Raw genomic sequence first — 25638 nt, 5'->3', positions numbered from 1 at the left:
TTAGGAAGCCCGCTAAGAACCCTCAGCCCGGATAGCCATACTCCTCATCTGTCACTAGCTCGCCCCACGTTGTTTCGGAACCGTCGGTGGCTCCGGTTGTCTCCCACATGGCAAGGTGGCTCATGAAATGCTCCGGAGCAGCACCGTGCCAGTGCCATTCGCCCGGAGGCGTATATATGGTGTCACCTAGACGGACCACTTTCACCTCGCCTCCGCGCGCCTGGACCAGGCCCACACCGTCCGTCACGTGGAGAGTCTGACCAGCCGCGTGGGTGTGCCACGCCGTTCTCGCACAGGGAGCGAAGCGGACGATGTTCACCCGCAGTCGGGAGGGCTCGTCTCCCTTGGCGATGACGTCGAAGTAGACGTCGCCGGTGAAGAGCCCTGACGGTCCCTTGGTGCTGGTGGTCTTGGGGGTTATGTCCATTGTTCCTTTTTTCGTTGCGGAATTAGTTGCGGTTCGTCTTGCGGAGGTCGTGGCCGGATTCAGACGCGCCGGATTCGGACGTGCCGGATTCGGACGTGCCAGCTTCAGACGCGAGTGTGGTGGCAGCCCAACTCGCCAGCAACCGCAGGGCATCCTCGGTTCCGGTGCCAGGCTCCGCGTTGTAGATGGTCATGGTCAGGCCGTCGTCGGCGGACAACTCAAACGCCTCATAGAGCATGTGCAGGTCCCCGACGATCGGATGCCTGAACTGCTTCTTCCCGGTGTAATGCTGCCGGACGTTGTGCGCCGCCCAGCGCATGCGGAATTCTTCGCTGCGGGTGGACAGCTCACCCACGAGGTCTGTGAGTCCACGGTCGTAGGGGTTACGCCCGGCCTCGGTCCGCATGATGGCCACGGTGTCGTTCGCAGCCCGTTCCCAATCGGTGTAGAAGTCGTGGCTGCGAGGGTCAAGGAACAGGAAGCGGGCAAGGTTGGGCGGCCCGAAAGGAGTGTCAAAGCTATCCGAGTACAGTGCTCTGCCCAAAGCGTTGGTTGCGAGGATATCGAGCCGGCCATTGCGGACGAAGGCAGGCGAATTCGTGATCGCGTCCAAGGTGAGTTGGACACCCTGTCGGATGGACTGCTTCCGTACCGGACGCCGCCGCAGCCGGCCGCCGTCGTTGGCCGCACGGGCGAGGTCGAAGAGGTGTGCCCGCTCGGCGTCGTCCAGTTGCAGAGCGTTGGCCAGTGCCTCGAGGACGCTCTCCGAGACGCCTGAGAGGTTCCCCCGCTCCAAACGGGTGTAGTACTCAACGCTTACGCCGGCAAGCATGGCAACTTCGCCGCGGCGGAGCCCAAGGACGCGCCGATTGCCGCCATAGGCGGCCAGCCCAGCTTGCTCGGGGGTGATCTTCGCTCTTCGGGTAGAGAGGAAATCGCGCGTCTCGGTCCTGTTGTCCATGTTTCCAACGGTATGGCTTTTGGCCCTCCAAGGGAGTCCCTGTCATTACCCCTAACAGCAGTAACTCCTTGCATTTTGGAAAAGAGGGTTAGATGGAAACATCCACTAATCTTCATCACGCAGGAGAAACATGCCTTCCGCTAACGCTTATGCTTCACCTTCGGCCACGGGCGACCTCACCCTGACCACCATCGAACGTCGCGAGGTTGGACCTCACGACGTCCACATTGACATCAAATTCGCTGGCATCTGTCACTCGGACATCCACACTGTGCGCGGGGATTGGGGTCCCCAGCAGTACCCGCTGGTCCCTGGCCACGAGATTGCGGGCATCGTTACCGAAGTTGGCCCGAACGTCACCAAGCACAAAGTGGGCGACCGGGTTGGTGTCGGCTGCATGGTTAACTCGTGCAAAGAGTGCAGGAACTGCTTGGCGGGCGAGGAACAGTATTGCCTCAACGGCAACGTAGGCACCTACGGCGCAGTTGACCGTGACGGCACGATCACCCAGGGCGGATACTCGAGCAGCGTTGTCGTGAACGAGGACTTTGTCGTCACCATCCCTGAAGCGCTGGATCTCGACGTCGCCGCACCGCTGCTGTGCGCAGGCATCACGACGTTCTCCCCGCTGCATCACTGGGAGGCCGGTCCTGGCAAGAAGGTCGCGATCGTGGGCTTGGGCGGCTTGGGCCACATGGGCGTCAAGATTGCCCACGCCATGGGTGCCGAGGTGACGGTCCTCTCGCAGTCCCTGAAGAAGATGGAAGACGGCCTGAAGCTGGGCGCTGACCACTACTACGCCACCAGTGATCCGGCCACGTTCGAGCAACTGGCAGGCACGTTTGACCTCATCATCAACACCGTCAGCGCGTCCATCGACATCAGCGCTTACCTGCAGCTGCTGAGCCTGGACGGAACGCTGGTGAACGTTGGCGCGCCGGCCGAGCCGCTGCCCGTGAATGCTTTCGCCCTCATCGGTGGGCGCCGCAGGTTCGCCGGCTCCATGATTGGCGGAATCCGTGAAACCCAGGAGATGCTGAACTTCTGTGCCGAGCACGGGCTCGGTGCCGAGATCGAGGTCATCCCGGCCAGCAAGATCAACGAGGCCTATGAGCGCGTGCTCGCCTCCGATGTGCGTTATCGCTTCGTCATTGACACGTCCACCATTGGCTAACAAGCTGGCTTAAAAGCACCACCACTGAAAGGGCCACGCCTCCTCACAGCCGTCAGGTTGACCGAGGGGCGTGGCCTTTTTAGTGCTGGCAAGCAGGGACAATGGTGTGGTGACTTTCAGACTGGACACCATCGGGGCAGGGCTGGTCTTCGCTGATTCCTTGGGGAAGCTCGCCACCGCTTTGGAGAGTCAGGGCGACGGCGGAACGGTGGTCGTCCAGGCACCGCCCGGGACAGGAAAGACCACCCTGGTTCCTCCACTACTGGCCAATCTCGTGGGGGAGAGGCACCCAGGCCAGCCCCGCGTCGTCGTCACCCAACCGCGCAGGGTGGCCGCGCGCTCAGCCGCCCGCCGACTTGCCTCACTCGACGGCAGCCGCCTGGGCAGCCGAGTGGGTTTTACGGTCCGCGGCGAGAGCAAATCGGGTTCGGACACTGTGGTGGAGTTCGTCACTCCCGGCATTCTCTTGCGGCGCCTCCTGGCTGATCCCGGACTTGAGGGAACGCAAGCGGTGATCCTGGATGAGGTCCACGAGCGTGGACTCGAAACCGACCTGCTCGTGGGCATGCTCGCGGAAGTCCAGGAACTCCGCGGCGACCTCACGCTGGTGGCCATGTCGGCAACCGTTGACGCCAGGCGTTTCGCCGCCTTATTGGGGCGAAGTGGGTCGGGAGAGGCCGACGACGGCACGCCGGCTCCCGTCGTCGACTGTCCTTCCGTGTTGCATGCCCTGGAGGTCGACTGGGTTCCGGCCGCAGGTCAGCGCCTGGACGAGCGCGGCGTGGCATACAGCTTCCTGAATCATGTTGCTGAAACAACGGTGGGTGCCCACGAGGAAGCGCTCAGGGAAAACCCCGACGTTGACGCTTTGGTCTTCCTCCCAGGCGTCCGTGAAGTTTCCGACGTCGCCAGTCGGCTCCGCGGGCGGGTCCGGGCCGGTGTTGAGGTACTTGAGCTGCACGGCCAGATCGGTCCCGACGCCCAGGACCGTGCGGTTTCCGGCCGGGAACCCGGCGACCCTCCTCGAATTATCGTGTCAACGGCGTTGGCCGAGTCGTCACTCACGGTGCCGGGTGTCCGGCTCGTCATAGATTCCGGCCTGTCACGTGAACCGCGTCGTGACGCGGGCAGAGGCATGTCCGGACTGGTGACGGTGTCCTGCTCAAAGGCTTCGGCCGAGCAGCGGGCCGGACGCGCAGCGCGCCAAGGACCAGGCAGGGTGGTTCGGTGCTACGACCAGCAGGCCTTCGCCGCCGCGCCAGCGCATCAAACCCCCGAGATTTCGGTGGCCGACCTCACCAACGCCGCACTGGTGCTCGCTTGCTGGGGAGCCCCCGGAGGCCGTGGGCTTGCACTGCCCGACGAACCACCGCGTGCCGCTATGGATGACGCCGTGGAGGTCCTGCGGGAACTCGGTGCGGTGACAGTGGAAGGAACTGTCACGGACTTGGGCAGGACGCTCGCGAAGATCCCGGCAGACCCTCGGCTCGCCCGCGCACTGCTGGATGGTTCTGCGCTGGTTGGCCGTCGCCTTGCCGCTGAAACGGTGGCACTGGTAGCCGGTGATCAACGCGCGCCTGGTGCCGATCTCACAAAGCTCTTGGCGGCAGTTCGTTCCGGATCAGACCCGGCAGCCCGACGATTCGCCGAAGACGTCAAACGGATGGAATCGATCGCGCGCCAGGAGACGTCCTCCACCGTGGATAGAGCTGTGGATCAACAAGGCGTCCATCAACAACCGGCACTGGATGTGTCAGTGGGGGAGGCGCCCGGGTTCGTGGTCGCGTTGGCCTTCCCGGACCGTATTGCCAGGCGGGTTCCCGGCCAAGGGGCACCAACATATCTGCTGACATCGGGCACTAGGGCTGGTCTGCCCGCAGGTAGCTCGCTGGCCGGGCACGACTGGTTGGCCGTGGCGGAGGTTTCCCGCGCCCAAGGCAGGGACGCCGCGGGCACGGGAGCCGTGATCCGATCGGCGGCGCCCCTGTCCGCTGAGCTGGCGGCCGCTGCGGCGCCGGAGCTGTTGGTCGAGAACGTAACGGCACGTTTCGCCCAAGGACGGGTGACCGCCAAGGTTGAGCGGAAGTTGGGAGCCCTTGTGCTGTCCTCGACGCCCCTGCGCCCCAGCGAGGAGCAGGGCCGTCAAGCTGTTGCGGTTGCACTGGAAAAGGCAGGACTCTCGATGATCGGGTGGTCCGCTGCGGCAGATGCGCTGCGCCGACGTCTGGCTTTGTTGCACCGGGAGCTCGGCGATCCATGGCCCGATGTCAGCGAATCCGCGCTGGTGGCCAGGTTGGATGACTGGCTTGCCCCGGAGCTCGAATCCATGGCCACCGGCACCCCCGCCACCGCCATTGACCTCAGCGATCCACTCCGGCGCCTGCTGCCCTGGCCCGAGGCCGGCAACCTGGACAGCCTGGTGCCTGAGCGACTTCAGGTGCCCAGTGGCTCGCGGGTGCGAATCGAGTACCCGGAGGTCTCTGAGGGGTTTGACGGCTCCGATCGAAAGAACGCGGAGCACGACGGCGGTAGCCCGGTTGTGGCGGTCAAGCTGCAGGAGTGTTTCGGCTGGGACCGCACGCCTCGCCTCGTTGGCGGAAGGGTACCGGTGCTATTCCACCTTTTGTCTCCGGCAGGCAGGCCGTTGGCAGTGACAGGTGATCTCGCATCGTTTTGGTCCGGGCCCTATGCCCAGGTTCGGGCAGAGATGCGTGGGCGCTACCCCAGGCATCCCTGGCCCGAGGACCCGTGGACGGCGCTGGCTACGTCCAAAACCAAGAACCGGATGTAGCTCACCGGACTACTAAGGTTAGGCGAGCCTTTCCAGCATGAATTGGATCTTGCCGTCCACGAATGTTCCCAACACGCTGCTGGAGGCAAACTCATCCGGCGCCGTGGTCATTGGATCGCGTTCGAACGCGGTGAAGTCGGCGCGCTTGCCCACCGTGATCGAGCCCGAAACGTCCCACAGTCCCGCAGCCCGTGCCGCATGTGAGGTGTAGCCCTCAAGCGCCTGGAGTGCGGTGAGTGCCTGGGCAGGTGCGATCGGTTCCTGCTCCGGATGTCCTGAACGGCGCCGCAACTGGGCGTCTGCCATGATTGGCAAGGGCTCGTAGGGAGCGATTGGCCAGTCAGAACCGATGCCCACGGTAACTCCAGCCTCACGGAGGTCCCTGCAACGCCATGCGCGGTCGGCACGGACCTTGCCAAGCCTGGTGGACCAATTGTCACTGTGGTCCGCCACGGAATAGTGCGTGCAGTGCGTGGGCTGCATGCTCGCCACCACTCCGGCGTGCTGGAAGCGTTTCACCAGCTGGTCGGGCACCGTTTCGATGTGTTCGATCCTGTGGACGGTCTGGCGGAGCACGTCCGATGGCACAACGCCGCGGAGGGACTCCAAGGCGTCCAGTACATGTTCCACGCCGGCGTCGCCAATGGCGTGGGTCGCCGTCGGGATGCCGCGCGAGGCAAAGTAGCGAACAGCAGAGGTATATTCTTCCGGCCGCGGCCAGAACGGCGCAGTGGATTGGCCGTACAGGTCCGGCTCGTAAAGCCACGCGGTCCCGTTGTCCACGGTTCCGTCAACGAACAGTTTGATGGCCTCGACTGACCAGCGGCGCCCGCCGGTGCCTACAGTGCGGGCAAGTCCCTTCCACTCAACCTCGCCCGTGCCCGGCATGCACCACGGCGCACTCCGCAGCCGCAGGGGCAGCTCGCCGTCGGCTTCCAAAGCCTGAAAAAGTGCCGCCGACTCCTCGTCGTGGTCCATGACGTGCCCGCCGGTCAGGCCGGACCGCGCGAAGTCCCGGAGCAAGTTGCCCAGGCGCGTCTTGCGTTCCTCAAACGATTCCTTGGGAATGTGACACTGCACCAGTTCAATGGCCGCTGCTTCCAGGAGCATCCCGGTGGGGACGCCATCGGCGTCGCAGACCACCTCGGCGCTCTGGTCAAATTCAACGCGGCCACGGATCCCGGCCACTTCGAGTGCCCGGCTGTTCGCCAACGCCGAATGGCCGTCGAACAACCGGATCATGGCCGGCCGGTCTCCGGAGACTTCGTCGATCACACTCCGGTGCAGGGGTACTGGACCAAACGCGTTCGGATTCAGACCCCAGGCACGCAACCAGCCGCCGTCGTTTGCTGGGTTGGCCTGCAGCAGCGCGCGTACTTCAGCCAAAGTGGACGCGCCGGACAGATCGCAGCCAATGGTCAGGTCCAGGCCAAACACGGGGTGGATGTGGCAATCAACCAGGCCCGGCGTGAGTGTTGCACCGCCAAGATCCACTACCCGGGTGCCCGGCTTACGCCACTCCTGCGCATCCTCCCGGGTTCCGACGGCGGCAATCATCCCGTCGATGACGGCAACGGCCTGAATGGCTGGCTGGGAGCCGTTGGCCGGGCGGTCATCGAGCGTGTGGATGGTGTCGGCAAGGACGATGAGGTCAGGAGTCATGGGTTTCGAAGCTTCCAATCCGGGCGAAGATGTCCGGGCGGGTGGTGCGCAATCTACGGGCTATCAGCAGGCCCGCCAGGAAAACGAGGGGGGTCGCCAACAGGAGGATGGTGTTGGTGAAGGCATCGGCGAAAGTCAGGAGCTCGATGTTGATGGCGATCAGGGCAACCACGCCGAAGAGCAGGATGGCTGAAGCGATGCTCAAGGGAATCAGCAGCCGGTTGGTCACGGCCTCCGGATTGCGCCGAAGATAGATGAAAGCTGCCACGGACACCAGTCCCTGCAAGGCGACAATGCCGAAGATACCGGGGGTGTTGACCCAGATCAGCAGCTGCTTGTAGGGATCGGCGCCTGCGATGGCGCAAATGATGATGACGACGGCGGCGAGGGCTGTCTGGATTTGCCCGGCGCGGTGCGGGGACTTGTACTTCGGATGGGTCTTGCCCAGGAATGCCGGAAGGACGCCGTCTTTGGCGAGCATGTAAACGTAGCGGTTGATGGCATTGTGGAATGCCAGCTGGGAGGCATAGACGCTGGTCACGATCAGCACGTACATGACAACTTCTGCCCAAGGACCCACGTAGTGGTTGATGGTGGCGAAGAACATGCCGTCGGCCAATTCACCGGCAGCGGCCATCACGTCACCGTCGCCGTAGGCCTGGATGACTGTCCACACGATGAAGGCGTAGAACACGGACATGAAGCCGACGGCAATGTAGGTTGCCCTGGGCACGGACTTGTCCGGGTTGCGGGCCTCACGGCGGTACAGCACCGTGGACTCAAAGCCCATGAAGGCGGCGAAGCAGATGGCAAGAATGGCCAGGACGCCAGGGGTGAAGGCATGCTCGGGAGAGAACGAGGCAACGCTGATGCCTTGTGCGCCGCCGTGCGCCAGAATGCCGGCGCCCATGACGGCAAGAATGGCGGTCTCGGCAATAAGCAGCACACCCAGGACTTTGGCCCCAACGTCGATGCCCCGATAGCCAAGGAACCAGACGGCGGCAACGGCCACCAAGGCTACGGCCGGCCATGGGACATCCAGGCCGAAGAGTGTCCGGAGCATGGCCTGGGTCTGGACTGCGAAGAGCCCGTAGACGCCGATCTGCAGGCAGTTATAGGAAACGATGGCGAGAATGGCGGAGGCAAGCCCGACCGTTTTTCCTATGGCAAGTGTGATGTAGGTGTAGAAGCCGCCGGCTGCTTTGACGTGCTTGGTCATGGCCATGAAAGCCACAGCGAAGATCAAGAGAACGGCGCCGGCGATGACGTAGCCCATGGGGGCGCCAATGCCGCCGATGCCAATGGCCACAGGTGCCACACCGGCCATCACGGTCAAGGGGGCTGCTGCGGAGATCACCAGGAAGGCAATGCCGCCGGTGCCGATGGCGTTCTTCTTGAGCCCGTTTCCAGCATCCGCTGCAGGAGGGCGGGTTTCGATTTCAGACATGGTGTCCTCGGAGGTCTAATGCGGGGAGATTTGGGGGAGGAGCCGATCGATAAGCGAAAGGCTTTCGTTTATCGTAAGGCCTTGTGATTGGGGGCACAATACCTTTGCCGAAACTTCTGGCTAGAGTCGTAACAACACATTGATTGGAGAACCCAATGCCACGCCCGCTGGTTCCGCTGATATCCATCGACGCACTCGTCACGGCCGCCTTGGAGCTGGTGGACGAGGCCGGGGACTTCAGCCTGCCCAAACTGGCCAAGAGGATCGGCGTCAGTCAATCGTCCATTTACAACCACGTGAGCGGGCGGGAAGAAATATTGGAGCTCATGCGCGGGCGGATCATTGCCCAGAGCCCCTACACCCTCCATGAAGGTATGGACTGGGAGGGTGCTCTCAGGGCTATAGTCCGAAGCTACCGCGACGCGTTCGCCCGGCACCCCCGGCTGGCGCCCCTGCTGGTGTTGCAAACGGTGCAGGACGATCAGGTGCTGGCTCTCTATGAGAATCTCGCGGTCGCCTTGGAAAATGCCGGTTTCCAGGGGCAGGATGTGGTTTCGGCGATCTCCACGATCGACAGCTTTGCCTTGGGATTTGCCCTGGACCTTGCCGCTCCCGACGTCGTGTGGGCACCTCCGGTTCACGGTTACCCGGCCCTTACCCAAGCGCTAACCCACGCGGGTCCGCCGGACCAGCGTGGTGCAGCAGCCTTCGATTTCGGTTTGGAGATCCTGGTTGCGGGACTCCGTTCACGCCTCAAATCCTCTGTGCTGTGAACGGTCCTGTGAACGCAGCTGTGAACCCTGCACAAACCTGGTGGGCGGCTGTGGTCCGTGGCTTCACCGACGTCCACACTACTGCCGTGCCCCTACCTGCGTTGTTGGCGATTCTCGCCGCAGCAACCATATTGAGCATCCCTCGAGCCACCTGGCGATGGTTCGGTCTGTACGTGACCTTCGTCCATGAGCTTGGCCATGCCTATGCCGCCCTCATGACGGGGCGCTTTGTCCACAGTCTTCGCATTGGACTGGATCATTCGGGCCGCCTCGTCAGCAGCGGCCGGAGCCCCTTTGGTGCGGCCTGGTCGGGGTTCTGGGGATATCCAGCGCCCGCAGTCGTGGGACTTGCCTTGATTGCCGCCTTCGCCGCCGGCCGATCAGGGGCTGCGATGTCTTTAGGTGCCCTCATCCTGCTGGTCTCCCTGATTTTCCTGCGCAACCTGACAGGGATCCTCGTGGCGGTGGTCAGCGCAGCTATCGCTCAGCTTTTGGTCTTCTTCGGATCGCCCACCATCGTCAACTATGCTGTGCTGGCCCTGGGGATCGCCCTGTCAGTGGGTGCTGTGCGCGACCTTTTCAAGCTCGCCGGCGTCCATACACGGCGCCGGGACCGGCTCGCAGCGTCGGACGCCTACATCCTTGGCCGAACCACGGGTGTCCCATCATTCCTGTGGCTGACAGGATTCTCCGTGGTCATCACAGGAAGCACAGTCACCTCAGCATGGTTGTTATGGGGGATGGTCCGGGCCTAGTACCCGTTGGCCGCTTCGCCGCCAGCTCTTCGGCCGCGGCTGGGTCTTGCCCTGTGGTCGCCTCAGGGTGTCCAATCCTCTTACACGTTCGAACCTTTCGGCGCGTTCGAACTCCGAGCTTGGATACGACACCAGGAGGTGCTCATGTCCGCGAAGGGCACACGGGAGACGGCCAAGGCGGCCGGACCCGGCACACCCGAGTCCCGACGAAGCGAGAACGGTACGGCTCTGGCGGCAAGTGATCCTGCCAAGATACGCAACGTGGCACTCGTGGGGCATTCAGGTGCGGGGAAATCGATGCTGGTAGAAGCGCTGTTGGCTGCCACCGGCGCCATCGCCAGGATGGGCTCGATCACCGAGGGAACCACCGTCAGCGATTCAGACCCTTCAGCCATCCATCAGCAAAGGTCCGTCACCTTGTCAGTGGCCCCGATCCTGGTGGGCGAGGTCAAAGTGAACCTGATTGACACTCCGGGGTACACGGATTTCACAGGGGAATTACGAGCAGGATTGAGGGCCGCCGATGCGGCCCTCTTTGTCGTCTCCGCCGTGGACGGCATCGACGGCGCCACCATCGCGTTATGGGGTGAATGCGAGAAGATCCGCATGCCGCGGGCTGTCGTAGTCAGCCGCCTGGACCATCCCCGCGCGGACTTCAGCGCCGCCGTCGTGCGCTGCCAGGAAGCCTTCGGTGAGTCTGTCCTCCCGCTCTACCTGCCCTCCGGCGGAGGGTTGGCAGCGGTGCTCGAGGGGAACAGCGATGATCCTGCCGTGGAGGAAGCCCGCGGCCCTTTGATTGAAGGGATCATTGCCGAAAGCGAAGACGAGACTTTGATGGACCGCTACCTGGGCGGTGAAGAGTTGCCGCTGGAGGACCTCATCACGGACCTGGAAATCGCTGTGGCCAGGGGCTCCTTCTTCCCTGTGATGGCTACCTCGGCGGAGACGGGTTTGGGGCTTCCTGAGCTCATGGCACTGATGATTGATGCTTTGCCTTCGCCGCTGGAACGCACGGCGCCACCAGTGATGAAACTCGATGGTTCGTCCTTGAAACCACTGGAGTGCGATCCTGCAGGACGCCTGGCTGCCGAGGTGGTGCGGACCACGGTGGATCCATTCCTGGGGCGCGTCTGCCTGGTCCGTGTTTTTTCCGGGACCCTCCGTGAAGATTCAGCCATCCACATCGGCGGCAGGGGATTGGCGGACAGGGGCCACGAGGACCACGACAGCGATGAACGCGTCACGCATCTGTATTCGCCGGTCGGATCGAGCCTGAAGGCTGTTTCGCAGTGCATCGCCGGTGACATTTGCGCCATCAGCAAGCTGGCAAACGCGGAAACCGGGGATACTGTCTCTGACAAGGACGCTCCACTGCTGATCGAAACCTGGAACATGCCTGAGCCGCTGATGCCCATAGCGATCGAAGGAATGTCCCGTAGCGATGAGGACGCGCTGGCCAAGAGCATTGGCAAGGTAGTCGCAGCAGATCCGACGCTTCGGGTGGAACGCAATCAGGACACGCACCAGTTGATTCTGTGGTGCATGGGTGAAGCTCATGCCGAGGTGATACTGGACAGGCTGCGCAACCAGGGCGTCAAGCTTCAAACAGTGGAGGTCATCACGCCGCTGCGGGAAACCTTCACCAGCAAGGCCGCAGGGCACGGCCGGCATGTCAAGCAATCAGGCGGACATGGACAATTCGCCATCTGCGACATCGAAGTTGAGCCGTTGGCGCGCGGGGAGGGGTTTGAATTCGCTGACAAGACGGTGGGCGGTGTTATTCCCGGTACGTTCGTCACCTCCGTGGAAAAGGGCGTGCGCTCACAGATGCTCAAGGGCGTTTCGGCCGGGTTCCCCGTGGTGGACATCAAAGTCACCTTGGTGGGCGGAAAAACCCACAGCGTGGATTCCTCCGACGCAGCCTTCCAGGCAGCCGGCGCGTTGGCGCTTCGCGAAGCCGCGGCAACGGCCAGGATCCAGTTGCTGGAGCCCGTGTCCGCCGTAGTGGTCAGTGTCCCGGACGAACACGTGGGGGCGGTGATGAGCGATTTGTCGGGCCGGAGGGGACGAGTGACCGGAACAACGGCAGCCAACGGCGAAGGTACTGAGATTACGGCCGAAGTCCCTGACCAGGAACTTCTGCGCTACGCCGTTGAACTTCGGGCTCTGACAGCGGGTACCGGCCGCTTCCGGCGATCCTATCTGCGTCACGAACCGGTGCCGAAGTAGTTCCTCAACTGTTGTCCCTGATGAACCCCGCTACCGCTGGTGCAAGCGAGGCACCTATCTCGGCGGCACTGCGCTTGAGGCCCTTGACCACGAACGAATGGTCGGCATTTTCGCTCCACTGGAGAGTCGCCGTCGGGCCTATCCTGGCCACCACAGACTCCAGAAGTTCCGGCGTCGCGAACGTATCGCGGGTGCCCTGGAGGAAGAGCATGGGCACGGTTATCCCGTAGAGGTGTTCATCGCGGAGCTTCTCCGGCTTGCCCGGGGCATGGAGGGGATACCCGAGGTACACCAGGCCACTCGTCGGCATTCCCTCAGCCACGGCCATGGATGCCATCCGACCCCCAAAAGATTTTCCCCCTGCCCACAACGGTTCATCGCCTGCGAGCTCCTCGGCCTTTTCCATGACGGCCCGCCACGTGGCGATGGCTGCCGGCGGACGGTCAGGGAAACGTCGCCCCGCTTCCCGATACGGAAAATTGAAGCGCAGCGTACTGACGCCTTCCTCCGCCATCGCATCGGCAAATCCCTGCAGGAAGGGGTGTTCCTTTCCTGCTCCGGCGCCATGGGCAACTACGAGGGTGGCGAACGACTTCTCCGGACGAACGTGGATTGCCGATACCTTGGTGTCTCCCACGGCAACAGTCAGGGCGGTTTCAGTGTTTGGCATGTATCCATCATGGTGCAGTTTGGCCTTGGAGCTGTCAGGCACTACTTCGCGCCGCCCGAAAAAAGGAACGCGGGGTGCTGACGGGAACGCCCTGGACGGGGTAGCTTGTGGCCATGGCGAGCGAATCAGCAACAGTCTCCGTGCCCGGTCCCGAGGGCCCCCGCGAAGTCCGGATTTCAAGTCCAAGCCGCGTCATGTGGCCTGAGGCCGGGCTGACGAAACTGGACCTGGCTAACTATTTGGTGGATGTGGGCGATGCTTTTGTGGCGGCCAACGGCAACCGGCCCGTCAGTCTCCAGCGGTACTCGGGCAACATCGAGGGCGAGATGTTCTTCTCCAAGAACCCTCCCAAAGGTGCGCCGGAGTATGTCCGCTCGGTCATGGTGACCTATCCGAGTGCCCGGACCCATCCGCAGTTGGTGATCGACGAACCCGCGGCCGCGGTGTGGGCAGCGCAAATGAACACGGTCGTTTTCCACCCGTGGGCTTCCCGTGCCAACGATCCTGACAATCCCGACCAGCTGCGAATCGATCTCGATCCCCAGCCTGGAACCGACTTTGGCGACGCCATACCGGCTGCGCAGGAACTCCGGGCCTTGTTGGACGAAGCCGGGCTGACGGCCTTCATCAAGACCTCGGGCAACCGGGGGCTGCATGTGTACGCCCCCATCCACCCCAAGCATGAGTTCCTGGAAGTGCGCCACGCGGTGATCGCTGCGGGCCGGGAATTGGAGCGACGGATGCCGGAGAAGGTCACCACGGCATGGTGGAAAGAAGAACGCGGGACCAGGATCTTCGTGGACTTCAACCAGGCCAACCGGGACCGGACGATTGCCGGTGCATACAGCCCGCGTGCCGTGCCAAATGCACAGGTATCGTGCCCGTTGGCGTGGGAAGAGCTGGAGAATGCCGATCCGGCCAAATACACCATCACCACTGTTCCGGACCGGCTTAAGACGACAGGCGACCCTTGGGCCACTATGCATGAGAAGCCCGGAGGCATCGACGTACTTTTGCAATGGTGGGAGCGCGACGTCAAGAACGGCCAAGGCGAAATGCCGTTCCCACCGGAGTTTCCCAAGATGCCGGGGGAGCCCATGCGGGTACAGCCCAGCCGGGCGCGTAAGCAGGAGGAGTAAACGCAGGAGCAGGTGTGCATCCAAGTTCACCCCGGGGCATGGTGACCGCAACACTTGTGAGCGGCCTGTTCCTCGCTGCCTGCACGGGCGAACCGCAGCCCAACCCGCTTCCGCCGGCACCAGTGACAAGCTCGACGGCGGCCCCGCCCACGGGGCCCGCGCCGCCGTCCGGGTCGGCACAGTCCGCGACGGCATCAGCCTCACCACCGGAAACACCCCCCTTTCGCGAGTTGCAGGCAACTTTGGAACTCTTTAGCCGGGAGATGCTCCAAAACGGTGCGCCTGCGGTGCTGATAGAGGCCAGGGCCGGCCAACAAGTGTGGAGGCATGCGGCAGGTGTCAGGAGCCTTGACGGAGGTGCTCCTGTGCAGGCGGATGATCCGATCCGGGTGGGCGGGCTCACGCGGACCATGGTGGCAGTTTCCGTGTTGAAGCTGGTGGAAGAAGGCCGGCTGGTGCTTGAGGATTCGATCGCGAAATACCTGCCGGGGATCGACGTCCTCCTGCCGCCGGAGCCAGACTCGGTGACAGTCCGGCAGTTGCTGGGCCACACCACAGGGATCCCCTATGCCAGCGGGCTTTCGGACTATGCAGTCCTTGGCCTTTTGGTGGAGCGGCTCCGGGGCGCTCCTTTGGCCGCGGTGCTGCGAACGGACATCCTCGATCCCTTGAGTTTGCTCTCAACCACGGTGTTGGGCGAGGGTCCGCTTCCAGACGCGCTGGTCCATGGTTATGCAGTGGTGCGGGATGAAACCGTGGACGTCACGCATTCCGCGCAGCCAGGCGGCCCCGCTTCAGAGGGCGTGATCGCCAGCGTGGGAGACATCAACGCCTTCTACGCAGCGTTGCTCAAAGGGCGGCTGCTGTTACCGGAGAGCCTCGTGGAGATGAAGGGTTCGGTATTCGCCGATTACGGATTGGGGCTGGACCACTGGAAGGACACGTGCACCAACGGCTTCTATTACGGCCACTCCGGTGACGTACCCGGCTATGGCACCATCTCCATCAGCAGTGCTGATGGGAACCGTCAGCTCACCATTTCCTTGGCCTACCCGCCGCTGCCCCTGTCCACGCAGCCCTCGGCCATTGCCTTGGAACTGACAGGACTAGCCCAGGTTGCTTTGAACGCCAGCTGCCGTTTCCAGTTCCGCTGATTGCGGTCGACCCCCGTTGGGACCCTATTCGAACCGTGAGGGATCGCCCGTTCCGCGCCGCACTACTTCTGCCGTGCCGCTGGAGAAGTCGATCACCGTGGTGGGCTCCGAACCTGTATCCCCGGAATCGATCACAGCGTCTACTTCGTTGTCCAGCCGTTCCTTGATTTCCCAGCCCTGTGTCAGTGGCTCCTCCTGGTCAGGCAGCAGGAGAGTGCTGGACAGCAATGGTTCGCCGAGTTCCGCAAGGAGCGCCTGGACCACTTTGTGATCCGGAATGCGCACGCCCACTGTCTTCTTTTTCGGGTGGAGCAGGCGCTTGGGAACCTCGCGGGTGGCCGGAAGGATGAAGGTGTAGCTGCCGGGGGTGACGGCCTTGATGCTTCGGAAGACATCGTTATCGATCATCACGAACTGCCCCATCTGGGCGAAATCCTTGCAGACCAGGGTGAAGTGGTGTTTGTCGTCCAGTTGCCGGATGGTCCGGATGCGATCCAATGCTTCCCTGTTGCCGATCTGGGCACCCAGTGCGTAGCAGGAGTCGGTGGGGTAGGCGATCAGCCCGCCGCTTTGCAGCATCTTAACCACTTGGCTGATGGCGCGTGGTTGGGGATCTTCAGGGTGGACGTCAAAGAATCTGGCCATGCAGAGAGCCTACGGCAAAGCTAGGACAGGATGTCTTTGCTGGAGAACTTCCCGTAAGCCAGCGCGCCGCAGACGGCAATATAGCCGGCTTGGAGCAGCGCGTTTTCGCCAAACGACGTCCAGGAGACCGGCTGCCGCAGGAGGTCGGCGAAGCCCAGCCAGTGGTGGCTGAACAGCCAAGGATGCAGCCACTCCAGTTGTGGCAGGTTATCCAGTACCTGCGATACCACCGAGAGGACGATCGTAGCGGCCATCGCCCCCACAGGTACGTCCGTGAAGGTCGAGATGAGGAGCCCGATCGCGGACAACCCCAGGAGCGAGACCGTGATGTAGGCAGCGATGAGCAACGAGCGCAGTACCGACTCGCCAACCCCGATCGTGTCACCGGAGAGTAGCGTGACAGGACCGATGGGGAAGAACACGACGCCGGCCAAGGCACCTGCGGCTGCGACTGTGGCCGTAGCGGCACAACAGAAAGCGATGGCCCCGGCGTACTTGATCAGCAGCAGGCGGATACGCCCCGCCGGTGCCAGGAGCAGATATCGCAATGTGCCAAGGTTGGCTTCTCCGGCGATGGTGTCGCCTGCCACCACTCCGATGGTGAGGGGGAGGAACAGCGGCACACACACCACAAGGGCTGTCACAGCAACAAAGAGGCCGTTCTGGGTGATGCGGTCCAAGAACAGTGGCCCGCGGCCAGGTGTCGCTGGCCGGGACGAGAGCTTGACGGCAAGGGCAATCAGGATGGGAACGGCGGCGAGGGCCACCAGCATGGCCCAGGTCCGGAGGCGACGAAACAGCACGGATAATTCCGAGCCAAGCAAAGCCCACCCCATCCCCGGACGGACAGCACTGTCTTTCGAAATACCAGTGGTACCAGAAGTACCAGCCCTTCCAGCAGTTCCAGCCATTTTTGCAGTCTCAACACTGTCACCAGTTTCAGCCGACAACGTCGAACCCCTCTCCGGTCAAGGACACGAACCGCTCCTCCAGGCTTGCATTCTCCACAGTGAAGCCCCTGACCCGGACGCCGTCGGCCACCAAGGCGGCAACGATCTCCTCAGGCTCAACGCCGTCCAGTCCGTTTCCCTGGACCACCCCGCGGGCAGGCGCTTCGCCGGGTACCAGACCCAGGCGGGCCAGGACACGGGCAGCACGTTCGACGTCGGGCGTTCGCACTAAGACGTGCGCTTGCCCGGCAGAGCGCAGTTCGTCCAGCGGTCCTTGGGCCACCAGCCGTCCGGCACTCATCACCCCCACATGGGTGCACATCTGTTCCACCTCGGCCAGCAGGTGGCTGGAAACGAAGACGGTGGTCCCGCCGGCGGCAAGGGAGCGCACCAGACTGCGCACCTCCCGCGTACCTTGGGGGTCCAGCCCGTTGGTTGGTTCGTCGAGCACCAGCAGTTCCCGCGGCCGGAGCATGGCATTGGCAAGCCCGAGGCGCTGTTTCATGCCCAGTGAGTAGGCACGCACTTTCTTCCCCGCTGCATGGCTGAGGCCTACGCGGTCCAACGCTTCGTTGACGCGCTGGCGTCGGGTGGCAGAGGATGCATGGCGGTCAGCGGAGTCCAACCGCAGCAGATTGGCCGCTCCGGAAAGAAACGGATAGAAGCCCGGCCCCTCCACCAGCGCGCCGACCCCGGGCAACACCGAAGCCAACTGCTGGGGCATCTCCCTGCCCAGAACCCGTATTTCACCGCTGTTCGCTGAAGCGAGCCCCAACAAAACCCGGATGGTGGTGGTCTTTCCCGAACCATTGGGCCCCAGGAAGCCGTAAACCGCACCACGGGGGACCGCAAGGTCAATGCCGTCCACCGCGGAACGGTGCCCAAAGCGCTTCACGAGGCCATGGGTTTCTATGGCAAGGTCAATCGGTTGGGAGCCGGGTGCAGCTTCACGGATTTCCGTCACAGGGCGCCGATCATTGGGCGCCGTTCATTGGGCGCCCATCGTAGGGCGCCATGCACAGGTTGCCGTCCGTTGTGCACCGATCATTGCGCGCTCGCGGCTGATTCCAGCCGCTCCAATGGCACCAACCCGGCAAACACGCGGCCGTCGTCGAGAATGAGGACGCTCACCAGGGAGGTGGTCAACGCCCGTCCGCCACTCACGGGTTGCAGGGCCTGGGCGAGTTGCGGGTTCGATGTGAGTTCGGCGGGCGCCGTTCCAGCGGGCAAACCGATCACCGTGGCCCACCCTTCGCCGGTCACTGAAGGGCTGGGGTGGGGGAGCATAGGAACGGCTGATCCCTCAGGTGTTGGAACAACAGCATCCGGCGCCGGAGCAGAACCATCCGGAGCAGAACCATCCGGAGTGGGCGCATTGGGGGCTGGGACGGGAGCATCCGGAGCTGGGACGCCAGGATCTTCCATGGCAGGAGGCAATGGCTTGATGGGGATCGGCTTCTCCGTGACAGTTGCACCGGCCGGAGGAGTGAAGTTGAACAAGGCCGCGTCAGGTGTGGAGAAGTTCACGTCGGTATAGGCAAGTGAGTACGCGGGCTCCGGCTGGCCCTTCGCTCGGACCTCGACGCCCAGCGGCAAACCAGTTTCGGAGTCGACGTCGATCGATACAGAATCAACCAAAGTTCCGTCACTGCGCGGCGCCAGACTCAGCCGGTAGGCGCTGCGACCCGCCACAGTGGAAGCTTCGCCCACCGTTACCTCAGTGCTGGAATCAATGGCTGACAGGAAGCGACCGGCCATTGCCTCCGGAGTGGGCATGTCAGGACGGGTTGTTTCGCTTGGAAGGAATTCCTTCCGCTCGGCCAATGAAGGCACCGGCACGCTCAGGTGTGTCGCGCTGTTGTCCGCGGAGTTGTAGAACCAGGCATCGCCGCCATTGACCACAAAGTCACGTTCGGCCATCCGGTCCAGGATCTGCAGCCTGGCCTTGGAAGGGCCGTCCACGTATACCCGCGCTGTGTGCGAACCCGTGAGGAGTTCAAGTGCAGACGTGGCTCCGGGCACGATTCCCGGGCCAGCAGTTGGAACTTCAGGCAGCCCCAACTCCGCAGTTTGCACAACAGTGCCGGATAAGGCCCGCACCTCTGTACGGGCTATCATCGCCAGGATCTCGTCGGCCGTTTTGGGCGGCAGCGAGACAGTTGCGCCGGCCTGGACGGAGCCAATAAGCGCCGCCAGTGCCAATGCAAGGGGAATCAGGAGAGCTGGCAGCCACCGCTGCCGGGCCCGCCCCATTGCTACCGACCACCACTCGTGAGAGGCATGAATCCAGACTACTCCCGATACCTGAACGCATCATCGGTCCGCGTGGCTGGATGCGGCCTGCACATCCAGCCACGCACGGGCGCGCACCAGGATGCTGCGCCTACCAGGTTGCTGCGCCTACCAGGTTGCTGCTCTACCAGGTTTCAGTGACCTTCAGCAGGCCGCGCGGCGCATCCGGATCATTGCCGCGCTCCACCGATAACTGCAGGGCCAATCGCTGGAGGGGCAGGATCTGCAGGATAGGAGACAACTCCTCGGGCACGCCCGCAGGCAGGGGAAGGACCAAACTACCTGGAAGGGCGGCAGAGGGATCGCCCACAACACACACGTGCGCGCCGCGGTCTGCGAGCCTCTCCAGGACAGGGCGCATGGCCGTGCCTCCGATTCCCTGCGGCACAACGGCAATCACCGGGTGCTGGGAGTCGATCATCGCGAACGGCCCGTGCAGGAGGTCCGCGCCAGAGAAGGCCTGGGCAGGAAGGTAAGAGGTTTCCATGAGCTTCAAGGCACCCTCCCTCGCCGTGGGGTAGGAATAGCCACGACCCGTAGTGATGATCCGGTCGGCAAAGCGGTAACCACCAGCGACCTCCATCACCGTGTCGTCCGCAAGGACGGAAGCGGCCCACTCCGGAAGGCCCGCCGCGCCGGCGGACGTCCCACCACGCCACGCATCAACCAACAACCACAGGGCCAGAAGCTGCGCTGTGTAGCTCTTGGTAGCGGCAACGGCAGTTTCGCTGCCCGCCCCAATATCCAGGTGATGCTCCGCGGCCCCAGCCAGCGGGGATTCCGGCGAGTTGGTCACCGCAACAGTGAGAGCGCCCAGACGACGCGCCGCCGCCGTCGACTCCACCAGGTCCGGCGAGCCGCCGGACTGGCTAACCGCCAACCACAGCACGCCCTCCAGTTGGGGCGTGGCGCCATAGGCGGTAAGGGTCGACGGCGACGCGAGGCCAACAGGCAGCCCCAAGCTGATTTCAATGAGGTACTTCGCGTACAACGCCGCATGGTCACTCGTGCCGCGGGCAGCGAGCAGGACAAACCGTGGGGATGCCGTCTTGATGATGTCCGCCATGGCCAGGAACTGGTGGCGGCCCGAATCCAGGAGTCCGGCAAGTACCTGGGGCTGCTCGCCGATCTCGTTCGCCATCTTGACGCCGGGAGTATGGTGCGAGACGTCTGGGGAGGTAGGAGTGATGATCATGGTTCCTGTCTGTTGTTCGAAGGGGCAAAATCTCTGGAAGTCAGGGCTGGATCAACTGCCGCGCGAGCTTTACGGCTCCGTGCACCGGCGCCTGGCTCTGGATCCTGATCAGCGACGGATCCTCCAAGGCAACTTTGCGGGCAACAGCGCCCGCCAACTGCTGCTGATTGACCAGGAGGCCACCAGCCATCACCAATGGCAGGTCCAATCCGAGCTCGCCCAGCACTTGCCGGGCCAACGTGGCCAGGGAATGCGCGGCTTCGGCTTGAATCCGCAATGCAGCAGGATCACCTTGAACCGCAAGATCCAGGACCATCGGGGCAAGGCCCGCCCAATGGTCCGGCTCCGGCTTGGCATAGAAAAGATCCATAAGCTGCAGCGCGTCCGCGCTCGCCGTCGCAGCCAAAAGGGCGCTGACCATCGTGCCGGGTTCCAGTCCCGCATAGTACTCGCGCAGGGCCTCCCGGACGGCGTCACGGACCACGGAGTACCCTCCGCCTTCATCCCCGAGCAAGTAGCCGTAGCCGCCGCTGCGCGCTTCGCGCCCTTCCCGGTTCCGGCCCCAAGCTACCGAGCCGGTGCCTGCGACAAGGACCGCACCGGCGTCGAGGTCTGCTGCGGCGAGGACGATGCGGGTGTCATGGACCACCTCAATCCTGGCGCCGGGAAAATACCCGGTAAGCAAAGCACTCAGGACTGCCCTGCTGGCAGGAGTATCCGCCCCTGCAGCACCGGCGCAAACCGCCTCAACACCATCACCGACGGCGGCCGCGATCCGCCGCAGCACTGCATCTGCTCCCTGATGACCCACTGAGGACAGGTTGGCGCTCGCCTCGGTGATCTCCAGAGGTGCCTCGCTGCTCGCCTCCGCGCCCTGGCCCGAGTCAGAGTCCAGGTCCGAACGGACAGCATGTGTCTTGGAACCTCCAATGTGAAGGCCCAACACCGTCGGCGTCACCGGACAACCGCCGGTTCGGTGTTTTCCTGTGCGGGGATCTGTCCGGCCGCGTCAGGCTCCGGCCACTTCCCACCGTTTTCCCAGTACTGCTGTATTTCCTCCAAGGGGCGGCCCTTCGTCTCGGGAGCGAACTTGCGGACAAACATAAAGCCGAGGATAGCCAGAACACCGAACACTGCGAAGGTGCCTGCACCACCCAATCGCTGGAGCATGGTCAGGAAGAAAGCTGCCACCAGGACATTGGCCACCAGATCGGAGGTCAGCATCGCGCTTGCACCGAGTGAGCGGAGCCGGGAAGGGAAACTCTCGCCGGCGTACACCCACACCAGTGCACCGAACCCGAACGTGAAGCCAACCGTGAAAAGAAGGACGCCAAGGAAGCCGAGGACAGTGAGCAGCCCGCCGAAGTCCTTGCCGGCCATGAAAACACCTACCAACAGGACGTTGGCCACCACCATCATCCCGATACCGGTCAACAGCACCGGGCGGCGGCCCAGCCGGTCCACCAAGGCCAGGGACACGAAAACAGCGACGAGCGAGGCCACCTGCACTGCTGCGGGAAGCAGCAGGAGCGCTGCGTTGCCGCTGAAGCCCATGGCTTCGAAGATCCTTGGGCTGTAGTAGACCACAGCATTGATGCCGGTGATTTGGATGAAGAAGCCCAAGCCAACCACAAACACGGTGGCCCGAAGGTAAGGAACGCGCAGCATCTCGCGGAGGCCGCCGCCGCGTTCTTCGCTGATGGCCCGCTGCATCTCCGCCAATTCTGCTTCCACGTCCGCGTGGGGTTCAATGGCGGACAGAGTTCGCCTGGCATCAGCACTCCTGCCTCGCATCATGTACCACCGGGCAGTATCCGGCAGCTTGATCACTATGGCGAGGACAATGACTGCGGGGATCGCAGCAAGGCCAAGCATCCACCGCCAGGAGCCCGTGCCGGCAAGGGCGTAGGCGGCCAGGTAGCCGACGATGATGCCGAAGACGGTCGCCACTTGGTACGCCACCAAGAGGGCGCCGCGGACCTTCGCCGGCGCCGACTCGGCAACGAATACGGGAACCACCACCACGGAGACACCGATGGTGAGGCCCAACAGGAGGCGGGCGATGAGCAGCGTCGGCACATCGCTGGACATTGCGCTGAGCACCGCGAAGAGGGCGTAGCCGATCGCGAGGCCCACCATGCAGGCTTTCCTGCCCACGCGATTGGATAGCCAGCCACCCACCAACGCCCCAAGGACTTCCCCGGCAACCACTGCGGTGGTCACCAGCTCCTGCTGGGATGTGGTGAGGCTGAACTGCTTGGTGATGAACAGCAGGGCGCCGGCAATGTTGGACATGTCGTAGCCGTAAATCACACCTATGGTGGCGGCGGCGCCGCCCACCAGGAGCCCGAGCTTGGGTGTTTGCCGTAGGTCTTGCAGGATCGACATCTTTGTCCCTTGGATCTGTGGAAAAGTAGGGGGTTTTGCGGAGTTTCTCCGAAATTGGTTTAGACCAACCTGCACAAGATTGGCATAGACCAATGGCATTGTCTACAAGTAGGATGTCCAATATGTCCACAGATGTCCCGCCGGCAATGCCCAAGTACTACGTCCTCAAGACCGAGCTGCTGGCCTCGATCGCCGGAGAGCAGCCGGGCACGCTCATTCCCACGGAGCGGGCGCTGGCAGAGAAGTACAAGACGTCCCGCACCACCGTGCGGCAAGCCATCAGCGAGCTGGTTGCAGAAGGGAAACTGGGCCGCATCCAAGGGCATGGCACCTTTGTGGCGCCGCCAAAAATCACCCACGTGCGGCAACTCACGTCCTTCTCCGACGACGCGAGGAGCCAAGGCCTACGGCCTGACTCGCAGCTCCTGTCCCTGGCAATGGCAAAGGCGGACATCGACGTCGCGGCGCATTTGGGGCTCGACGTCGGCGCTGTTGTCACCCGGCTTGAGCGAATCCGGTTGATCGACGGCGAACCGCTGGCGCACGAGATCGCCTACCTCCCGGGCAAGCTGCCGCGCTTCAAGGCAAACCTCGAGAAGGCCGGCTCGCTCTACGCAGCACTGGCCGACATGTACGGCATCCACATCTCCGACGTCGAGGACACCGTGGAGACGGCACTGGCTGGGCCGGAGGACGTCCGGCTGCTCGGAATCGAAATGGGGGCGCCGCTGCTGGTGGTGCACCGCCTGGCACGGGACGCTGCAGGGGTTTCCGTCGAATGGACGCGCAGCACGTTTCGCGGCGATCGCTTCCGGTTCGTCTCGCGGGTCAAGAGCAGCGCTTCAGCGAGCACAATCTAAAAACAGCTGCCGGCCAACCGCTCAGGGAACCGCGATCGCCAAGTCGCTCCCAAGTGTGTGGCGCACGAACTCGGCACTGGGTTGTGCGTACGCGTCCATTATCCGCTTGAACAACGCTGTCCCTTCGGCCCCGGGCCAGTCTTTGGGCAGGAACGTAGCAGGCAACCCCGGGTCCAGGTACGGGATGATCCGCCAGCGATCGATGCACTGGACAAAAATGGCGAACGCCTGTGCTGTCGCCTCAACGCCCGCGCCGTCCTGCCAAGGCACCGCGGCGCCGTGCTCCCGGATGAAATCCTTGTGCAGCTCCGCCACCGAGTCCAAATCCCACCAAGCGGACGCAGCGTCCTGGAGGGTGCCGCCCACCAGTGGGGTTTGCGTGACGAAGAGGGTTGCCATCCCTCGGAGTTCGAGGTCGGCGAGGATTTCCTCCACCTCATCGCGAAGGGTATCCGGGCAGATCCACAGGCCGGCGGCCACAGTCCCGCAACCGATCCAGTGGAGCCTTCGCCGCAACTGGTGGCGCTTCTCCCGCTCCGTCTCCGGAATCGAAAAGGAGACCAAACACCACGAATCGGTCGGTGACATGCTGATGGGGTTGTAAATCCTGCGGTCGCCGCGGGCCAGCATGGTGGCGGCTCCCTCGGTCAGGGTAAACCCGGGGATCCCGTCGCGCGTCTCCTGAAGGACAACGTCCTTTTTCCGGAGGCGGCCCAGGGCCGTCCGGGTCACTGTTCCGGACGTGCCCAAGGCCTCCATGAGGACGACCATGTCCTTGGCGGACATCCATCCACCGGCCTCCCGCAAATACAGGCCGATAACTGTTCGCAGCAACGATGTGGTACTCCCGGGACGGGAGTCCATGTCGTCAAGAACGGCGCTCACAGCAGTTCGGCGAGGGCGTAGCGGATAGCGGTCACTCCCATCTCAACCTCGGCGTAGCTTGTGCTCAAGGGAGACAGGCCGATGCGCAGGCCATGCGGGGGACGGAAGTCCGGGATGACGCCCTTTTCCCAGAGCCTGGCTGTGACGTCGGCAAAGAGCGGGTGGTCCACTGTGATGTGTGAGCCACGCTCGGCGGCGTCGCGGGGGCTCACGATTTCCACTCCAAGTGGTACCAGGAGCTCATCTGCCAGGGCAATCGCGTACTCCGTGAGTTTGACCGACTTCTCCCGGACGGAATCCATGCCCACAGAGGCGATCAGCTCCACCATGTCCTTGATCGGCTGCATGGCAAGAACCGGGGGAGTACCTGTGATGAACCGGCGGATTCCCTCTGCGGGGCGGTACGAATCCGTCATGCCGAACGGATTGTCCGCCCCCATCCAGCCCCAGATTGGCTGCTGGAGCAGGTCTTGCCGTGAGGCGTTGACATATGCGAAGGCGGGGGAGCCCGGGCCACCGTTGAGGTACTTGTAGGTGCAGCCGACGGCCAGGTCAACGTTCCAGGCATCAAGGTCCAACGGGACGGAACCTACGGAATGGCACAGGTCCCAGAGCATCAGGGCACCGGCTTCATGTACTTTGCCGGTGATTGCCTTCGCGTCTGCCAGGAACCCGGAGCGGTACGCCACATGGCTAAGAACCACGACGGCGGTCCGCTCGCCAAGGAGCCCGTCGAGGTCCGCTGCACGGACGCCGCTGGCGGGGTTGGCTGCGATCCATTTGATGCTTGCCCCGCGTTCCTTGGCGATTCCTTCGATGATGAAGCGGTCCGTGGGGAAGTTGTCGCGATCGATGATGATCTCGTCACGGCCCGGCTGGGCATCTACTGCTGCCCGGATCAGCTTGTACAGCATGACCGAGGTGGAGTCGCCCACAGTGACCTGCCCGGGAGCCGCACCAAGGGCCACTTCGCCGATGCGGTCGCCAACGCGCGTAGGCTCATCCATCCACTGTTCGTCCCAGCCGCGGATCAGCCGGCTGCCCCAGGCGTCCTGGACAAACGACTGCAGATTGGCAGCAGTTGCCTTCAAGGGACGCCCGAGGGAGTTGCCGTCCAGATACGAGGTGAGTTGGCCGGCGTCGGGCGTGTAGAAGGCCTCACGCTGGGCGGCGAGCGGATCTGCGGCGTCCAGTTCGGCCGACGTTGGCCGTTGGGTCTGCTGGGCGGTAGTCATGGTTCC

General features: G+C 63.4%; 22 protein-coding genes. 8 read left to right on the top strand and 14 right to left on the bottom strand.

Annotation, left to right across the window (positions count from 1 at the left end; translation table 11 throughout):
• Window positions 1–22 precede the first annotated feature (22 nt).
• Both ACTAQJ_RS03970 and ACTAQJ_RS03965 read right to left on the bottom strand, forming a co-directional pair.
• Window positions 23–427 (bottom strand): (R)-mandelonitrile lyase, encoded by a 405-nt coding sequence (locus tag ACTAQJ_RS03970; protein WP_498700859.1) that lies wholly within the window; start codon window positions 425–427, stop codon window positions 23–25.
• 22 nt (window positions 428–449) lie between these two features.
• Window positions 450–1388 (bottom strand): helix-turn-helix transcriptional regulator, encoded by a 939-nt coding sequence (locus tag ACTAQJ_RS03965; RefSeq protein WP_498700856.1) that lies wholly within the window; start codon window positions 1386–1388, stop codon window positions 450–452.
• 130 nt (window positions 1389–1518) lie between these two features.
• Between ACTAQJ_RS03965 and ACTAQJ_RS03960 the strand changes: the two genes are divergently transcribed.
• On the top strand, window positions 1519–2562 hold the full coding sequence (locus ACTAQJ_RS03960; protein ID WP_498700853.1) for an NAD(P)-dependent alcohol dehydrogenase: 1044 nt from the start codon (window positions 1519–1521) through the stop codon (window positions 2560–2562).
• A gap of 82 nt (window positions 2563–2644) precedes the next feature.
• A complete protein-coding gene (gene hrpB, locus ACTAQJ_RS03955; RefSeq protein ID WP_498702149.1) occupies window positions 2645–5353 on the top strand; it encodes an ATP-dependent helicase HrpB in 2709 nt (902 codons plus the stop codon).
• A gap of 18 nt (window positions 5354–5371) precedes the next feature.
• On the opposite strand, the gene ACTAQJ_RS03950 is transcribed toward hrpB, so the two are convergent.
• Together ACTAQJ_RS03950 and ACTAQJ_RS03945 are read right to left on the bottom strand one after the other, a co-directional pair.
• Window positions 5372–7015 (bottom strand): amidohydrolase, encoded by a 1644-nt coding sequence (locus ACTAQJ_RS03950; RefSeq protein WP_498700851.1) that lies wholly within the window; start codon window positions 7013–7015, stop codon window positions 5372–5374.
• Window positions 7005–8462 (bottom strand): APC family permease, encoded by a 1458-nt coding sequence (locus ACTAQJ_RS03945; protein WP_498700849.1) that lies wholly within the window; start codon window positions 8460–8462, stop codon window positions 7005–7007. Before ACTAQJ_RS03945 ends, ACTAQJ_RS03950 begins: the two co-directional genes overlap by 11 nt.
• Before the next feature lie 155 nt (window positions 8463–8617).
• Between ACTAQJ_RS03945 and ACTAQJ_RS03940 the strand changes: the two genes are divergently transcribed.
• The 3 genes from ACTAQJ_RS03940 (at window position 8618) to ACTAQJ_RS03930 (ending at window position 12219) form a co-directional block, all read left to right on the top strand.
• Window positions 8618–9235, top strand: a complete 618-nt coding sequence (locus ACTAQJ_RS03940) for a TetR/AcrR family transcriptional regulator C-terminal domain-containing protein (protein ID WP_498700846.1) — start codon at window positions 8618–8620, stop codon at window positions 9233–9235.
• The gene (locus ACTAQJ_RS03935) at window positions 9232–9990 is read left to right on the top strand and encodes a M50 family metallopeptidase (protein WP_498700843.1); all 759 of its coding nucleotides are present in this window, start codon (window positions 9232–9234) and stop codon (window positions 9988–9990) included. Before ACTAQJ_RS03940 ends, ACTAQJ_RS03935 begins: the two co-directional genes overlap by 4 nt.
• 144 nt (window positions 9991–10134) lie before the next feature.
• Window positions 10135–12219 carry an elongation factor G-like protein EF-G2 gene (locus tag ACTAQJ_RS03930; protein ID WP_498700842.1) on the top strand — a complete coding sequence of 695 codons (2085 nt, stop codon included), beginning with the start codon at window positions 10135–10137 and terminating at the stop codon, window positions 12217–12219.
• A 4-nt stretch (window positions 12220–12223) separates the two neighbouring features.
• On the opposite strand, the gene ACTAQJ_RS03925 is transcribed toward ACTAQJ_RS03930, so the two are convergent.
• On the bottom strand, window positions 12224–12889 hold the full coding sequence (locus ACTAQJ_RS03925; RefSeq protein WP_477515574.1) for an alpha/beta hydrolase family protein: 666 nt from the start codon (window positions 12887–12889) through the stop codon (window positions 12224–12226).
• Between the two features lie 113 nt (window positions 12890–13002).
• Between ACTAQJ_RS03925 and ligD the strand changes: the two genes are divergently transcribed.
• Together ligD and ACTAQJ_RS03915 are read left to right on the top strand one after the other, a co-directional pair.
• Window positions 13003–14028 (top strand): non-homologous end-joining DNA ligase, encoded by a 1026-nt coding sequence (gene ligD / locus ACTAQJ_RS03920; protein WP_498700839.1) that lies wholly within the window; start codon window positions 13003–13005, stop codon window positions 14026–14028.
• Window positions 14029–14042: 14 nt separating this feature from the next.
• Window positions 14043–15182 carry a serine hydrolase domain-containing protein gene (locus ACTAQJ_RS03915; protein ID WP_498700837.1) on the top strand — a complete coding sequence of 380 codons (1140 nt, stop codon included), beginning with the start codon at window positions 14043–14045 and terminating at the stop codon, window positions 15180–15182.
• A 24-nt stretch (window positions 15183–15206) separates the two neighbouring features.
• Here ACTAQJ_RS03915 and ACTAQJ_RS03910 read toward each other — a convergent pair whose 3' ends face one another.
• From ACTAQJ_RS03910 to ACTAQJ_RS03880, 7 genes are all read right to left on the bottom strand, one after another.
• A complete protein-coding gene (locus ACTAQJ_RS03910) occupies window positions 15207–15827 on the bottom strand; it encodes an L-threonylcarbamoyladenylate synthase (RefSeq protein ID WP_498700836.1) in 621 nt (206 codons plus the stop codon).
• A 20-nt stretch (window positions 15828–15847) separates the two neighbouring features.
• Window positions 15848–16663, bottom strand: a complete 816-nt coding sequence (locus ACTAQJ_RS03905) for an ABC transporter permease (protein ID WP_498702148.1) — start codon at window positions 16661–16663, stop codon at window positions 15848–15850.
• A gap of 103 nt (window positions 16664–16766) precedes the next feature.
• Window positions 16767–17741 (bottom strand): ABC transporter ATP-binding protein, encoded by a 975-nt coding sequence (locus ACTAQJ_RS03900; protein ID WP_498700834.1) that lies wholly within the window; start codon window positions 17739–17741, stop codon window positions 16767–16769.
• A gap of 80 nt (window positions 17742–17821) precedes the next feature.
• Window positions 17822–19030 carry a LolA family protein gene (locus ACTAQJ_RS03895; RefSeq protein WP_498700833.1) on the bottom strand — a complete coding sequence of 403 codons (1209 nt, stop codon included), beginning with the start codon at window positions 19028–19030 and terminating at the stop codon, window positions 17822–17824.
• 163 nt (window positions 19031–19193) lie between these two features.
• Window positions 19194–20264 (bottom strand): SIS domain-containing protein, encoded by a 1071-nt coding sequence (locus tag ACTAQJ_RS03890; protein ID WP_498700831.1) that lies wholly within the window; start codon window positions 20262–20264, stop codon window positions 19194–19196.
• Between the two features lie 40 nt (window positions 20265–20304).
• The gene (locus tag ACTAQJ_RS03885) at window positions 20305–21222 is read right to left on the bottom strand and encodes an N-acetylglucosamine kinase (RefSeq protein ID WP_498700829.1); all 918 of its coding nucleotides are present in this window, start codon (window positions 21220–21222) and stop codon (window positions 20305–20307) included.
• Window positions 21219–22652: a sugar porter family MFS transporter gene (locus tag ACTAQJ_RS03880; RefSeq protein ID WP_498700827.1), complete on the bottom strand. Its 1434-nt coding sequence runs from the start codon at window positions 22650–22652 to the stop codon at window positions 21219–21221. The genes ACTAQJ_RS03885 and ACTAQJ_RS03880 overlap by 4 nt, the downstream gene beginning before the upstream one ends.
• 113 nt (window positions 22653–22765) lie before the next feature.
• Between ACTAQJ_RS03880 and ACTAQJ_RS03875 the strand changes: the two genes are divergently transcribed.
• Entirely contained in the window at window positions 22766–23512 is a 747-nt protein-coding gene (locus ACTAQJ_RS03875; RefSeq protein WP_431115174.1) for a GntR family transcriptional regulator, read from the top strand.
• Between the two features lie 21 nt (window positions 23513–23533).
• Here the strand turns inward: ACTAQJ_RS03875 and ACTAQJ_RS03870 are convergent, their stop codons facing one another.
• Together ACTAQJ_RS03870 and ACTAQJ_RS03865 are read right to left on the bottom strand one after the other, a co-directional pair.
• A complete protein-coding gene (locus ACTAQJ_RS03870; protein WP_431115175.1) occupies window positions 23534–24397 on the bottom strand; it encodes a PaaX family transcriptional regulator in 864 nt (287 codons plus the stop codon).
• Window positions 24394–25632 carry a kynureninase gene (locus ACTAQJ_RS03865; RefSeq protein WP_431115176.1) on the bottom strand — a complete coding sequence of 413 codons (1239 nt, stop codon included), beginning with the start codon at window positions 25630–25632 and terminating at the stop codon, window positions 24394–24396. Before ACTAQJ_RS03865 ends, ACTAQJ_RS03870 begins: the two co-directional genes overlap by 4 nt.
• Between the last annotated feature and the right edge of the window lie 6 nt (window positions 25633–25638).

The sequence above is a fragment of the Arthrobacter sp. alpha11c genome, assembly GCF_054149985.1.
This window is presented reverse-complemented; position numbering and strand designations above follow the sequence as displayed.